Below are 14833 nucleotides of genomic sequence, written 5' to 3'. Positions count from 1 at the left end.
TCGTTTTCATCGTCTCGTCGGCGTCATGTTACTGAATTGTGAGTTGAGCGCTGTAGTTGTGCGTTGAACGCTCCAATAGCATGTTCGATGACCTGCCGCAACGGAACCTGATGCTGCTCTGCGGCTGCCTTACAATCATCATATTCAGGCGCGAGGTTAACGACTGATTCATTCAGGTAGGCGACTTTGACACGAATCAAACCAAACGGTGTGGCGACTTGCACCCACTGACGATCTAACAGCCGTCGCTCGGCCTCATAAAATCGCAGCCCAATGGTTGTTGTCTCGCGGAAGATCAGCTCGGCCATCCGTTCACGCTCTGCGTCGCGGCAGATCACCGTGAGTTTGGTGGCCGGCCGGTTCTTCTTCATCTGAATCGGCGTGTAGAAAACGTCAAGCGCGCCGGCTTTTAACCCTTGTTCCATTAAGTAGCCAAGCAGCTCCGGACTGGAATCGTCAATGTTAGCTTCGATAACCGTGACCTTGTCTGTGTGAACAGACGCCGCCGGGCCAGGCGTTTCTCCCAGCATCAGGCGAAGCAGATTCGGGCGATCTGGCCACTGTTTTGTTCCCGCCCCGTAACCAACTTTTTCCAACTTGAACGGAGGAAGCGACCCATGAGTTTGAGTCACTGTCGAGATGATGGTTGCGCCGGTTGGCGTGACCAATTCAGCTTCTATGTCAGAGTTGTAGATGATAGCCCCCTTGAGCAGTTCAGCCGTGGCAACCACCGGCACCGGCATCTGGCCATGCGAACAATTGACCATGCCGCGCCCAACATTGATCGGCGAACAGATGAACCGCTCAATGCCTAATTCCTTGAACCCAATGCAAGCGCCGACAATATCAACAATCGCGTCCACGGCGCCGACCTCATGAAAGTGCACATCCTCGAGCGACACGCCATGCGCCTTTGCCTCAGCTTCACCGAGCCGAATGAACATCTGTTGTGATAGGCGCTTGACCGCGTCGGCCAGCGGCGCACTTTCAATCGCAGCCAAGATGTCCGAGAGCCGCCTCGCCGGTTGCGGCGACTGATCTACGTCAACGTCAAATTTGATCGCCCGCAATCCGGCTCGTCTCGTTTCAACGGCGCGAACCTGGTAACCACTCAACGGCAGCTTACTGAGTTCCTCTTGTAATCGCGAGAGACGAACTCCAAGGTCAATCAGCGCGCCGTTGATCATGTCGCCGCTCGCGCCCGAAAAGCAATCAAAATAGAGTGTCCGCATGACAACTCCTGGTTATCCGCTTGCGCCCGTCCTGTGCTGCTTCTCTCACTGATTCTTTCACTGATTGTCTGGCCGAGCTGAACTGTCGTGACATCATGAAAGCTACATCTTACCGAGCGCACTCACATTGTGCAAGCAGCCGAGCCGTAGACGGCAACAGTAAACCGCGCTACCATAAGACCTCACCATCACATTGAGGCGCTACCATGACGACAATTGATCGCTCACTGATCCGCGATATTACCGATGCGATCTTCGCTCGGCTGCGTGAAGCGGAGTGGCTCGACTGTCCCGGCCCAGACGAATGTTTCCTCAAACAACCCGACCAGATGCGCCACGTCATTGCCATGGGCGCCACCCGTTTGGGCGCCCGTCCGGCGCCGGCGCATTCAGCCGGCGACATGGCCCGTTACATTGATCACACGCTGCTCAAGCCTGACGCCACCCGCGACCAAATCGCCCAACTGTGCGATGAAGCCTTGCAATACGGCTTTGCCAGCGTTTGCGTCAATCCCATCTGGATTCACGAAGTAGCTCGGCGGCTGCGAAATTCTCCGGTCAAAGCGTGCAGTGTCGTCGGCTTTCCGCTGGGCGCTTCAACCACCGATGTCAAGGCATTTGAGGCGCGGCGAGCCATCTTCGATGGCGCGCAGGAAATTGATATGGTCATCAACATTGGCGCGCTGAAATCAGGCCTCGATGAGTGGGTGGAACGAGACATCCGCGCCGTGGTTGAGGCCTGTCACGAGCATGGAGCTCTGTGCAAGGTCATTATTGAAACGGCGCTGCTGGACGAAGCTGAGAAAGTCAAAGCCTGCGTCCTGGCCAAAGAGGCGCGCGCCGATTTTGTCAAAACCTCCACCGGCTTCAGCAAGGCTGGCGCTACTATTGAAGATGTCGCGCTGATGCGGCGTGTAGTCGGCCCGCAACTTGGCGTCAAAGCCGCCGGCGGCATTCGCAGTTTTCAACAGGCTCAACAGATGATTCAGGCCGGCGCCACGCGCATCGGCGCAAGCGTCGGCGTTCAAATTGTTCAGGAAGCGCCCGGCAGCGAATCTCAAGTCCCTTATTGAGACCCTGGATCAACAACCCGGTCGCTTGTCGCATGTAACCGTCATGATCAAATCCAAGCCAGTATCCGCAGCTCCCGCTCCAACATTTTCCTGGCGCGTCTTTCTGCTCATTGCGCCTTTGTGTTGGCTACTTTATGCCAACAGTTTGGGAAACGCTTTCGTCTTCGATGATCTCTACACAGTCGTCAACAATGACCTTGTCCGAAATTTTTCTCTCGGCGCTTTTCTCAACGAATGGTATCGGCCACTGCGCGACCTCAGTCTGGCATTCGATCATTGGTTGTGGGGCCTCAACCCGTCTGGATTTCGGTTGACCAATATCATGATTCACAGCGCCAACAGTTGCCTCGTCTACCTGTTGGCATTGCATCTGGCCAAGCAGCCGCAGACGGCGCTTCTGACGGCTCTTGTGTTTGCCACTCATCCGTTGCAGACCGATGCAGTCGCTTACATTTCTGGGCGACGCGATGTCCTATTCGCGTTTTTTTATTTGCTCAGCCTCTACGCCTTTATTCGCTATCGGCAGACGGAACGACCGGTGATGGCCATTGGCTCACTGGTGGCCTTTGCATTGAGTCTGCTCACCAAAGAAATGGCCGTCACCTTGCCTCTGATTGTCTTGCTGTGGGACTTTCATACACGATGGGAAAGTCATGAGCATCAGCCGCTCTTTCCCGCGCTGCTCAAGCAGACGTGGGATGTACTCAAAGCCAATCGCTGGCTGGTACTGACTGGTCTCTTGATCGGACTCGTCGTTATCGGACGCCAAATCGGCCAGGGCCGCGGCCTCGGCTCACCACGCGCGCTCCGATTCGAATACTGGGGTGGTTCCTTCTGGACTAACTTCCTCACCGTGTTGACTGTCCATGCTCACTACCTGAAATTGCTGCTCGCGCCAGTCACGCTAATCGCTTCGTATCAAGACGCCTTTCCTCTTGCTCAATCTCTCTGGCAGCCGCGCGTCCTCATAGCCATCATCGTGTTGCTGGGCGTAGCTGGAGTGATGCTCTACGGCTTCAAACGAGATAAGCTCATCGGCTTCGCCATCGCTTTCTACCTCATCACACTGCTGCCCGTTAGCCAGATCATTCCTCACCACGAGCTCATGGCCGAACACTACCTCTATCTGCCCTTGTTTGGTTATGCCCTGTTGTTCGCACATCTGGTTGTTAAACTGGCGGCCTGGCGGCCGACTTGGAAATGGGCAATCTACGCCCTAGCCGGCCTCGTAATCATCGCGCTGAGCGCGCGAACCATCCTGCGCAATCGCGATTGGAAAGATTCATTCACATTATGGAGTGTCACATACCGCGCTGTCCCTCATTCAACACGAGCCGTCTACAATCTCGGCGTTGAATACATGAAGAAAAACCAAGTAGACCAAGCTATTCCCCTGCTTGAACGGGCGATTGAACTCAATCCAAATCACGTCCTGGCCTACAACAATCTGGCAGCCGCTTATCTGGCTAAAGGCGAGCCGCAACGCGCCCTCGCCCTCCTGCAACATGCGCTCACGCTCAAACCGGACAACCGTGACCGAATCGTCTGGGCCAAACGAGACCAAACCTACCGAATGATCCTCCGCAACATCGCAAAATCCTATCTGGCGCTCAACCAGCCGGCTCGCGCACTGGAATATGTTCGTCAAGCTCTGGACATCTCGCCCAACGATCCGTCCACTTATGCCTTGCAAGCCCTCATCTACCAAAAAACTGGACAACCCGAAGCTGCTCTGCAAGCTTGCCAGCAAGGCCTTCAACTTGACCCGTCGTCAGTGGAACTTAGAACGATGATGGCAGAGCTGCTCGAATCACAAGGTCGGATGGAAGACGCGCAGACTCATTGGGAACAACTCTTGAGCGCGTCGCCGACTCATCCGGCAGCCAACATTCGACTGGCCGTCTCCTACATCAATCGCGACCAAGTGGAGTCCGCCGCTCAACATCTTCGTCAGGCCTTCACACAGCCCATAACACAGCCACAGTTGAACGCATTGATCCAACAAGCGACGAGGCTCTATCCGCCGCCTCGTTCGTTTCTGTTGGCGGCTCGACTCTACCACTTGATCCAAGAGACCGAGCAGGCCATCGTGGTGTGCCAGCAGGGGCTTGAGCAATTTCCTCGGGACCGAGACCTGCGCAATCAACTCGCCTTCCTCTATGCTGACAGCCGGCAACTGGACAAAGCAGCAGCCGAATGGAATCGAGTGCTGCAAATCGCCCCCAACGATTTTCTCGCCAACTTGAATCTAGGCTCCTACCACCTGAACAAACGTGATCCCGCATCGGCACAAAAATATCTGGACATTGCGCTGGCCAATGCAGCCGATGAAACGAGCCGGCAGCGTGTCCTTGAAATACTCACGCACATGAAAAACCAGCAAGCTGACTCAAGCAGTAGCCCTGAACCAAACCGATAACCTGCTCTGAAAATCGCCCACGAAACACGCGAACCTCACGAAAGAATTCTATTTTCATCGTTCGTGGCAGGCGATGGCACATGGGCGATTCCTAACTCTATCTTGGAGTGCGCCGGCAAAGCGAAGCGGCGACGGCGCTTTCTCCCTTGAATAACCATTTTCATGCTTCGTGGCGAGCGCGGCGCTCATGAGCGATTCCTCTGAAAATAGCCCACGAAACACGCGAACCTCACGAAAGAATTCTATTTTCATCGTTCGTGGCAGGCCTCACACCTGAGCAATTCCTCGGAAAGTGTCCAAGCGCAGCTTGCGCTGGAGGCGCAAACAGCAGGTAGCTAGACGTGCAACGTCTGGAGCAGCAGACCAAACAATCATGGCGCGTCTGCCGCGCGCCGAGTTGTGCGCGTGCGTGGCCAGCAATTGAACAGCGTAAACGAGTTTCGATGAGAACGAGGTGCGCGCCTCTTCAAGGCGCGAGGGATTTGGGATGACGCCCACCCAGACGTTTCACGTCTGGCTACCCTCTTGCAGCGTCTAACGACGCCGCGTCCCCAAGATCGCTCCTTTGAGAATAACCATTTTCAGTCATCGTGGCGTGCCGTTGCTCATGGATGATTCCCTTGAAAATCCCTTGGGAGCGCAGGCATCTTGCCTGCCAAACAAGCACGCGAGCAGCGCCCCTCCCGGCCATGAAAATCTTCGCGAGACTTCCCGCCCATTCCCCGCATGGCGTGAACAAGCTCGTCTACGTCCGCGTTGGCCACAGACGCTTCATAGCTCTCAACTCAACTGCGCCGATTTCTTTGACCGCCACCAACAAACCGACAAAGACCAGCGCCTGAATGCTCAGCTTGAGCAACATCAACACGCCAGTCGCTTGAATCAATTGCGACGCAACCAATACGATGACGGCTACAGCAGCGATTCGCAGCAACGACATCCAACCGATGTGCGCTTCAAACTGCCAATGAACGTACGCAGCGCCCAATGCAACGCCGACGCTCATCCCGATCAACGTTGCCGCAGCAGCCCCAACCAACCCCCACACGGGAATGAACAGAGCGTTTAACAGAGCGTCAGCCACGCACGTGACTGCCGCCAACCACACTGCCACGCGCGGATGCCCACTGCCGGAGATCAAGCTGCACAAGACCGAGAACCAACCAAACATCAACATGCCGAACGGCGCGATGCGCAAGGCGTCCGTTCCGGCAAGATATTCTGGCCGATAGATCAACGCTAATAGCCCGCCCGCATTGCCGACAAACAGCGTCGCCAGACAGGCCATCACCATCAGGCTGAAGCGCGTCGTCTGGGTCATATATTGTTTGATCGCGTCACGATTCGCCCCCGATGCGGCCTGCGCGACGAAAGGAAACGCGACCGAGGTGATCGCCACGACTGATTGAAATACCACGTTCGCAATGGTCATCACAGCATTGTAATAGCCCGCCTGCTCACTGGCGATGATCGGATCAGGCGATGACAACGCTTTGACTAATAACAGGTCAACCTTCTGCAGCAGGTTGATGACCAACGTGTAGATCAACAACCACGATTGAAACTGAAGTAATTCTCTGGCTTGAACTCGACCGGCCGATGCTGTGCGTCCAACCAGCACAATTGAGATCGCCAGCGCAACTAGACCAGCAATTAACCACCCGACCAACGCGCCCATCACAGCGTGGCTGAGCCATGCCAAGCCAACAACAAACGTCACCTTGAATGTTGAATACATCGAATCGAGAAATGCCTGCCGCAAAAACTGCCGACGACCGTTGAGCGTTCCCATGAACACGGCATAGAACGCGTATGTCAGCGTTATTAGGGCCATCAGTTGAAAATAGGTGGTCAGCCGCGCGTCACGAAGGGCACTTGCCAGCCAAGGAGCCGCACCATAATAGACCAACGCGATGCCGCCACCGATCAGCATCTGCAATTGCAAGGCCCTGTTCCTGACAGCGCCAGCGCGCGTGACGTCCTGGGCGACAAACCTGGAGACGGTCAGCACCGTTCCATTCATCACCACCGCGTTGATCACCGACGTCACGCCGACGACCACGCTATAGAGACCAAACTGCTCGACGGTCAGCAGACGAGGTAAAACGACGTAGATGATCAAACCGGTCGCCATGAAGTAGGCCTTCGCTGCGCTGATGTAGATCGTGCCACGACCGGCCTGCTGAACCACATCGGTTGGGTTGAGCGCCCCTTGTATCACGCAGCCACCTCGTGAATCAGTCGGCAATAGCGTTGTCCAATTCGCGGCCAAGCAAACTGTTGAGCTGTTCGACGAGCTTGCAGACCAACGCGGCGCCGCAATCGCTCATCGCCGAGCACGCGCTCCAGCGTTTGCCTCAGCGCTTCCACCGACGCCGGCTCAACAAGAAAGCCATTCACTCCATCGCGGATCACCTCAGGGATACCTCCGACACGTGAGGCAATGATTGCTTTGCCGGCAGCCATTGCTTCCAGACATACGACCGGCGTCCCTTCTGTCTGACCATCAGCGAGCGCCACCGAGGGGATCACCACAACATCACATGCCCGCAGCAGCTCCCGCTTTTGATCGGCATCAACCCAACCGACAAACTCAATCGGCGTGCCACTCTCCCGCGACAATGCTTGCAGCGACGCTCGTGCCTCACCATCGCCAGCGACAATCAACGCAGCCTCGGAGATTCGACGCATCGCCCTGATCAGATAAGCTACACCTTTCACATCGGTGAGTCGCCCAAGGTACAACACGCGGCCTCCTTCTGGTTCAACAGTCAAATCATCCTTCTTGGCTTCACCCGGCCTCATCTGCCCATCCACATCAACACCCATCGGGATGGTCTCGGATTTCGCTTCAGCTTCGGGAACCAGCTCAATCAGCCGCTGGCGCAATTCCTCGCTCACGGTCACGACCCGACAGCTATGGGCAATGATGAAGCGAGCGATCCAGCAGCCACCGGGCATCGTGCTGAGCAACCGCAATGCTCCTGAATGCTCAATGGCCACGTGGGGTTTCTTATTCAACCAACTGATGGCAGCGCCGATCAATCCCGACGGCACCAGCCAATGAGAGACAATCACATCCGCTTGACGCGCCAACCGCCAGGCCTGCCAGAAAAAACAAATCAGATACAAAGGCAGCATGCCCACCGCTATCCACCGACGTCGCATGACTGACCAACTATCGCTCCCTGACTGGATCACCTCTGCCCAACGAAACAAGCCGTAACGAAAGCGAATGATTGAGACGTGATTTTGAGATTCGATTGACGCGGCTCCCTGACTCGGCGGAGTCAGCACGGTGACGGCAAACTCCTTGGCCAGTTGCTCGGCAAAATGCCGTAAGTACTCGCACGTTGAATCGCCCGGCCAGCGTGGATATGAGCTGGTTAACATGAGCACGCGGCGTGATGACGTCATGCCAAATATCCCAAGCTTCTTAATCGTGCCTCGACCTCAGCTTGTTCTTCGGGGGTAAATTCAACGGATTGCCTTTGGGCCTGCGAGGAAACGGCCTGCTGATAGCGTGGCGGATGCGCACACAGATACTGCGGCTCAAACAATTCGGCAATCAGTTGTCCGTCAATGTCCGTCGGGATGCTCAGACCCATCGAGTACAACAGACTGGGAAGCACGTCATAGATTTTTGCTTGGCCAAGCTCGACGCCGGAACGAATATGCTCACCCTGCGCCAGCAACACTCCATGCAACCGGTGTCCACCTGAGTTTCCAAACGCGCCGGTGATAAATCGCCTGGAGGTGAAGTCGGTGTTGCCAAGCGCCAGATAGCGCATGTCATGGGGCAGAAAACAGATGTCCGGCGCGTGCTCCACGTGCGGTCCGGCATAAAGTTCTTCTCGCTTCCAGATCGGCCCGATGAGCCGCTGGCCACTGACCGGATCAACCACGTCGCGCAACCGGGCGATCAGGCGTTCTCTGACGTCTTCATACTCGCGTCCGGGCGCGACAATGCCGTGCGGCTCTCGCCCGCGGAGATTGACAAACATCTGGCCATAGTTCCCTTTGCTATAGACGGTCGTGCGCTTCCAATCCACATCGGAAAACGAGAGGAAGCAACGGCTCAACCAACCAACGGAGCGCGGGTCGAGGCTCATGCCGCGCGGCGGACGAATCCGATGGAACAACCAATGACGGCTCGCCCGATAGGCCAGCTCTGGTGTTATGCCCAACTGAAATAATGCCCATTTGATCCGACTCAACGCATCAGTTTTCAATGTCAAGAATCCCTGCTGGAGCAACCAGAGATTGAACGAACAGTACCAGTGTATCGGCCCAAATCCATGATCGGAGACGATCCAAACAGACGTACCTGGTCCAGCTTCTTGGATCATTCGATCAATCTGCCGATCCACTTCTTGCCAGTAGGCGAGGATTTTGGGCCGGTAGTGGCGTGATTCAACCACATCGTGACGCGGATGTGCGGGATCGGTAATGTGCCAGAGTTCATGCTGGATTCGATCCGTTCCCCAAAGATGCGTAATGAACAGGTCCCATTGAAACCGTCGCATCAGGTAGCGATTGACACGCGATTTGTACTGCGCCTCCGCGATTAACTCATCAATGACGGCATCCACCTGACCACGCGCATAGGTCTGCGTCAGATAGAGGCGATACGGCCCAAGGTTTGTCTCAATCTCATTCAGTAGCTCAGGCGGTGAAACAAAATCGCGCCGACCACGCGGCGTCATGAAGTCAGCAATCATCACGCCATTGAGGGCAACGGGCGGATATGTGCATGGGAAATTGGTCACAATCACCCTGAGACCAGCCCGATGCGCGATCTCCCAAATCGCTTCACCATCCCGCGCGGTCGCATTGGCCAGCATGGGCTGGCGATCCCCACGACGCGAGACCATGAACTCAAAGATGCCGTGTTTGCCCGGATTCTTGCCGGTTGCTAATGATGTCCAGGCAACGGTGGTGATCGGGGGAAACGTGGACTCCAGTTGACAACATGCCCCGTTCTGCATCAATCGTCCCAGCGTGGGACATTGTCGCTCAGCAACTAATCGGCGCAGTCCATCAAACCCGACACCATCTAACCCAATGATCAACGTTTTGTTCATGATGATCGCAGAATGGCCGGATTGTAGGTGAAAGGCTCATGACACGCAAGGTAGAGAGACTTCGCCTGGCCTTGCTTTTGACGGCTGATAGAGGCTGTTTGCGCGCGCCATCGCCATCGAACGTGGACCCGCGCTCACGCGTGCAATGTCAGACGCTCTGCTACACAGAGGCTGTTTCGTGCGCCATCGCCATCGAACGTGGACCTACGCGTGCGATCTGAGACACCTCTGCTACGCCGACATCTCACCTCATGATAAATGACTCAATGCCCATGTTTGCTTGTCAGACCCTAGCGCCTGAGCTAGAATTCACCGCCGTGAAGATGTCAGACCCAGCGCGCGCAACAGAAGACCGGAGGAGTCCATGATCGCTCGATGGCTGGCTCTTGTCTTGGCTCTGCTACAGCTATTCCCTGCCACAACGATGTGTCAAGCAACGCCTCGCGTGCTTGCTACTGGTCTTCAATCGCCAACCAAGATTATCGTTTTGACTGACGGTCTGGTGGTCGTCGCTGAAAGCGGTAGCGGTAAAAATGACGGACGCATTTCATTGCTCAACGCCGCTGGTCAGCGTCGCACGTTGATTGATGGATTGCCATCGGGGATCGAACCTGTCGGGCCAACGGGCAATGTCTCGGGACCAAATAGCATGGCTGTGGCCGGCCGCACCCTGTACGTCAGCATTGGCATCGGCGACTCGCTAGCGGGTCGCTCAATGCAACCGGGCACGGCGAGCGAATTTAATCCATTTCCTTCGTCGCCGTTGTTCAGCTCTGTTTTGCAACTGGATTTCCAGCGCGAGCTGGACTTCGACCTAGGCCCTTTTTCGCTCAACCGACTTCACCACATCGCGCTCGCTGGCGGCGCTTCCCTCACCATTCGAAGCGATGACGATGAACAGGTCACCATACGGACGCTCACCAACTTCCTACCGGATCACCTCGCCGATCCGACGCTGCCCGGCTACCGCGGCCCAAACCCGTTCGACTTGGTGATTGATGCTCGTCGCCCCACGACGATGTATGTGACTGACGGCGGACTCGGACGCATCGTCAAGATTGATCTGGCCAATCAGACCACGAAGGATTTTGTTACGTTCGCCAAAATCCCGCGGCCGCCCGGCACGCTCATCGGACCGTTTATGATTGACCCGTTTCCCACCGGCGCGCGTCAGCATGGTGATCACCTCTACGTCGCCTTGCTGACGGGCTTTCCCTTTGCTCAGCGCGCGTCGCAGATTCAACGAATCAACCTGGAGACAGGCGCGACAGAAACCGTGCTGCGCGACCTGACATCCTGCGTGGACGTCGAGCCCCTGAGCGGCAACAGGCTGCTCGTGCTGCAACTGAGCACTAACTTGTTTGCGCTTCCACCCAATCTGCCGCGACCTGGACGATTATTGCGTTTTGATTCATTCGCCTCAACCAATCCGGCCATTCTGGCTGATGGGCTTATGTTGCCCAACAGCATGGCCTATCATCGGCCTGATAACGAACTGTTCATCGTCGAAATCGCTGCCGGTCGAATTCTTCAACTGAGCCTGCCCTGATGATTGCGCGCAAAGGCAACTTCCGCGTCGGCATTTTCATGGCGCTGCTCTGTGCGGCAACCGCTGTCGGTCAGACGATTACAGGTCAGCTCTCCGGCGTTGTGACCGACCCGATGGGCGCCGTGATCGTCAATGCCACTGTCTCGCTGCGCCACCTCACCACCAATGCCACACGCGCCACGACGACCGACGCCGCAGGCCGCTATCTTTTCACCAACCTCGAACCCGGCCTCTATCAAATGACCGTTTCCGCTGCTGGCTTCAAAACCGCCATGTTCGATTCGATCAGCATTCAAGTGGCCACACACCGCGCACTCGACGTGGCGTTGGAAGTCGGATCGCTCACCGAAGTCTTTCCGCTGGATGCACTAGCGCCGCTGCTGGAATACACAACCTCCGATGTGGGCGCGATCATGACCGGTCAATGGACGCGCAACCTGCCGCTCAATGGCCGAGATTTCGCTCAACTGACACGATTGACCGCCGGCGCTACCACCGATGCCGAAGGCGGCGCGGCCGCATTCGTCGTCAATGGCCAACGCGCTTCGGCCAATAATTTCTTAGTGGATGGCATCGAAGCAAACGACCCGCTGCTGCAAATCAACGCAGCCGGCTCCAGTGGAACCAGCGCCGCTTATGCTTCCGTGGATACCATCCTCGAATTCAAAGTGCAAACGTCCAACTTTTCCGCTGAATTCGGCCGTTACGCCGGCGCTGTCGTCAACGTGATCACACGCGCCGGCACGAACGATTTTCATGGATCGCTCTTCGAGTTCTTGCGCAATGACGCGCTTGATGCCAATAACTACTTCAACAATGCGGCTGGGCTGCCCCGCCCGCCGTTGCGCAGCCATCAATTTGGCGGCGTCATCGGCGGCCCGATCAAGAAAGATGCGCTCTTTTTCTTCGCCTCTTACGAAGGCATCCGGCAAAGCTTCGGCGCAATTTCCAACGGCACGGTTGCTTCGCTGCTGGCTCGACAACGCGCCGACGCACGCATTCGTCCGGTCATCAATCAAATTGTCCTGCCGACCGGCCCGCCGCTGCCTGAGAATCCATTGCTGGCCACGTTCACCGGCATTACGCCGTCACGCCTGCGCGAAGATAATGTGTCGCTCCGGCTGGACGCCAACATTGACACATCCGACCGTTTCTTCATCCGCTATGCCGGCAGTGATGGCCGCCGCCGCTTTGGCGGCTCATCGGCCGCCGCCGCGCCTAACGTTGTAGATGATGGCGTCAGCCGCCTTCAGCATCTGACCTTCAGCCATACGCACATCTTTAGCTCGACGCTCATCAACGAATTTCGTCTGGGACTGGGCCGCATCAAACGTCATGAACAGAGCATCCCGCTGCCGCTGGCCGGCGCCCAGCCGGCGCTCGATCAGCATGGTCATCCGACATTGCCGCTGGTCATCGTTTCTGATCAAACGCTCAACAACAATATCGTCGGCGGCGTCGTCGGCCCGCAGGGCGACGCTTTCAATACGTTTCAGTACATGAACCACCTGAGCTATCTTCACGGGCGTCACAACATCAAGCTCGGCGCAGATGTTCGCCGCGTGCAGCTCAACCGATTTAATGAAGGCGCCAACGGCGGACAGAGCGGCGTGATCGTTTTTGCCACCACGGACGACTTGATTGCCAATGTGCCACAAGCTTTCATCAATCAGGTTGGCATTCGTCGGCGCGGCTTCCGTTTCACCAATCTGGGCGTTTACGCGCAGGAAGATTTTCACGCTGCGCAAGGCTTGAGCTGGAACATCGGCCTCCGCTATGAACTCAACACAGTGCTCAAAGAAGTCAATCGCCTCCAATCCAATATCGTGTTCGGTCCCGACGGACAGTTGCAATTGACGCCACTGGGCGCGCCTCTTTATCGAGGCGATTATAACAACCTGGCGCCCCGCGTCGGTTTTGCCTTTGCCCCACCCAAACAACTGCGATGGGTGCTTCGTGGCGGGTTCGGCGTCTATTTTGATCAGCTTACACAAATCGCCACCAACCTGATGAGCAATCCGCCTGTCACACTCACCAATACGGCGTTCTTGCCCGGCCCATATCCCGACTTCCTGCCATTTTTGCCAACCACTCCGCCAAGCGAGCCGCCATTCGGCGGAGGAACCATGATCCCACTGAATGCGCGGACACCGTATAGCTACCAATACAATCTCAACCTCCAATTGCAACTGAGCGCGACGATGCGCGCACAGATCGCCTACGTCGGCAGCCGCGGCATTAAATTGTTACGCGAACGAATCATCAATTTCCTCTTCCCCTTTGGCACTGTGCCCGGTCCCATTACCGGATTTCAAGACACCAATTTCGGCCTCATCCAAGTCAATGAACCGTCGGCTCAATCGGTGTATAGCAGCATGCAACTGACGTTTGAACGTCGGCTGCGCCAAGGCTTCAGCGTGTTGGCCAACTACACGTGGTCACATAGCATTGACGATGCTTCCACCTTGGGATTGTTTGGCACGCAAATCCTGGGCGCACGTTCGGCCTCGCCATTTCCCAGCAATCCCAACAACGCCAAAGCTGACCGTGGCAATTCCAATTTTGATGTTCGCCATATCTTCAACTTGAGTTATAGCTGGGAACTGCCGTTGAAACGCATTTTGAAATCGCCTGACCGATTGATAGATGGCTGGGCCTTTCACGGCATCATCAGCTCACGCACAGGCCAGCCGTTCACCGTCGCTGTCGGCTCCGATGCTGCCGGCATCGGCGATGCCACGCCGTTTTTTTCACAACGTCCCAACCTGGTGCCCGGTGTTCCGCTCACGCTTGGACGACGCCGAGGCCCTCGTTTACCGCTCAATCCAGCGGCATTCAGCGTTCCCACGTTCGGCACATTCGGCAATCTCGGCAGGAATACATTTCGGGGTCCTTCATTCAGTCAGTATGACATTGCCCTGTCAAAGACAATCGCGCTCGGAGAGCAATGGCGACTTCAATTGCGCGTGGAAGCATTCAATCTGTTCAACCGCGCCAACTTTTCCTTGCCCACAGAGACGGCCAATCTGAACGTTGCACAGAAGTCACCCGAAGCGTTCGGGACTTCCACTTCAACCGTCAATTCGCAGAACCTCAACGTTGGGCCGATCTTCGGTCCGGGCGGCCCCCGGAGTTTCCAAATTGGCATCAAGATTCTGCGCGGAGGAAACTGAATAACGTGACAAAAGTTCGTGGCCTTTTTGGAGTGCTGCGACGTGTCGCCGCTTGGGCCGGAAAGCGGTGACACGTCACCGCACTCCAAAACGTCCCGTTGCCCAAAATGCCCCAGAACGTTTGTCCACCTACTTAGAGCGGTTTGCGAATCAATCCACCCTGGGGCGCGCACTTGCAGCGTGCACGAGCCCGCAGGCAGGCGCTGCCCGGGCAAAGACAATTGAAAATGGCTATAAGTTAACGAGAAGCTCATGGAAGGCGGATGACACGGATTCGGCTGATCAACGCGGATCAATCCGCGA

At 56.3% G+C, this 14833-nt stretch carries 8 protein-coding genes; 4 read left to right on the top strand and 4 right to left on the bottom strand.

Going from position 1 to position 14833, the window contains the following annotated elements; translation table 11 throughout:
• Nucleotides 1-23: 23 nt before the first annotated feature.
• A complete protein-coding gene (gene larC / locus NZ823_10335; protein MCS6805522.1) occupies nucleotides 24-1232 on the bottom strand; it encodes a nickel pincer cofactor biosynthesis protein LarC in 1209 nt (402 codons plus the stop codon).
• 347 nt (nucleotides 1233-1579) lie between these two features.
• Between larC and deoC the strand changes: the two genes are divergently transcribed.
• Nucleotides 1580-2305 carry a deoxyribose-phosphate aldolase gene (gene deoC, locus NZ823_10330; GenBank protein MCS6805521.1) on the top strand — a complete coding sequence of 242 codons (726 nt, stop codon included), beginning with the start codon at nucleotides 1580-1582 and terminating at the stop codon, nucleotides 2303-2305.
• A 43-nt stretch (nucleotides 2306-2348) separates the two neighbouring features.
• Entirely contained in the window at nucleotides 2349-4724 is a 2376-nt protein-coding gene (locus tag NZ823_10325; protein MCS6805520.1) for a tetratricopeptide repeat protein, read from the top strand.
• A 745-nt stretch (nucleotides 4725-5469) separates the two neighbouring features.
• On the opposite strand, the gene NZ823_10320 is transcribed toward NZ823_10325, so the two are convergent.
• From NZ823_10320 to NZ823_10310, 3 genes are read right to left on the bottom strand one after another with little or no spacing between them, the layout of a single operon-like run.
• A complete protein-coding gene (locus tag NZ823_10320) occupies nucleotides 5470-6945 on the bottom strand; it encodes an oligosaccharide flippase family protein (protein MCS6805519.1) in 1476 nt (491 codons plus the stop codon).
• Nucleotides 6942-8141 carry a glycosyltransferase family 4 protein gene (locus NZ823_10315; protein ID MCS6805518.1) on the bottom strand — a complete coding sequence of 400 codons (1200 nt, stop codon included), beginning with the start codon at nucleotides 8139-8141 and terminating at the stop codon, nucleotides 6942-6944. Before NZ823_10315 ends, NZ823_10320 begins: the two co-directional genes overlap by 4 nt.
• The gene (locus NZ823_10310) at nucleotides 8138-9808 is read right to left on the bottom strand and encodes an alkaline phosphatase family protein (GenBank protein MCS6805517.1); all 1671 of its coding nucleotides are present in this window, start codon (nucleotides 9806-9808) and stop codon (nucleotides 8138-8140) included. The genes NZ823_10315 and NZ823_10310 overlap by 4 nt, the downstream gene beginning before the upstream one ends.
• A gap of 364 nt (nucleotides 9809-10172) precedes the next feature.
• On the opposite strand from NZ823_10310, the gene NZ823_10305 reads away from it, so the two are divergent.
• Both NZ823_10305 and NZ823_10300 read left to right on the top strand, forming a co-directional pair.
• Nucleotides 10173-11357, top strand: a complete 1185-nt coding sequence (locus NZ823_10305; protein ID MCS6805516.1) for a ScyD/ScyE family protein — start codon at nucleotides 10173-10175, stop codon at nucleotides 11355-11357.
• On the top strand, nucleotides 11357-14530 hold the full coding sequence (locus tag NZ823_10300; protein ID MCS6805515.1) for a carboxypeptidase regulatory-like domain-containing protein: 3174 nt from the start codon (nucleotides 11357-11359) through the stop codon (nucleotides 14528-14530). The genes NZ823_10305 and NZ823_10300 overlap by 1 nt, the downstream gene beginning before the upstream one ends.
• The last annotated feature ends 303 nt before the right edge of the window (nucleotides 14531-14833 follow it).

The sequence above is a fragment of the Blastocatellia bacterium genome (genome assembly GCA_025054955.1).
Taxonomy (GTDB): Bacteria; Acidobacteriota; Blastocatellia; order HR10; family J050; genus JANWZE01.
This window is presented reverse-complemented; position numbering and strand designations above follow the sequence as displayed.